This is a genomic window from Micromonospora sp. M51 (genome assembly GCF_018070305.1).
Taxonomy (GTDB): Bacteria; Actinomycetota; Actinomycetes; order Mycobacteriales; family Micromonosporaceae; genus Micromonospora; species Micromonospora parva.
This window is the reverse complement of the sequence record NZ_JAGPXZ010001432.1, coordinates 1-562: the sequence shown is the minus strand read 5'-3', so window position 1 is coordinate 562 and position 562 is coordinate 1. Positions and strand designations below refer to the sequence as shown.

The window sequence follows — 562 nt, the reverse complement described above, 5'->3', positions numbered from 1 at the left end:
GTCGGCGACCACCCGCACCCAGGCCACCTGCTCGCCGCGCTGGGCGAGCAGCGGCATCACGTGCGGCAGCGGGCCGACGTGGGCCAGGTCGCGCAGTGGTGGCGCGGACAGGTACTCGGAGAGCACCACCCGGCCGTGACTGGCGAAGACCGCCAGGCCGTAGTCCCCGACCATCGGGTCGTGACCTCGGACCACCCGGTCCAGCGCGGCGATGCTCGCCTCGTCCGCCCCCTGTTCGGCCAGGCGGCGTTCCAGGGCACGCCAGCGCAGATCCAGGGCGGGGTGGGCGTCCTCCGTGTCCGCGGAGGCGTCCAGATACACCGAGCACCACGGCCCGGGACGGTCGTAGAGCGGGCGCAGGAAGGACAGCTGCATGCTCGACCCCTTTCCAGCTCGGCCCCCCGCTTACCCGGGTCGTCGGGGATGTCACCTCGCGGCCGTGAGCCCGTGACCAGGTTTCATTCACGTCGTTCAACCGAAGACGTCGATACGATCTGTGAACACACGCGAACTCTCGGTGGTGGAAATGGACAGCGGACTCGATACCCGACGGATCGTGTAC

General features: G+C 69.6%; 1 pseudogene. It reads right to left on the bottom strand.

Annotation, left to right across the window (positions count from 1 at the left end):
• Positions 1-375 (bottom strand): annotated as a pseudogene (locus KBX53_RS35275) (peptide chain release factor 1); the annotation flags it as partial.
• Positions 376-562: the final 187 nt, after the last annotated feature.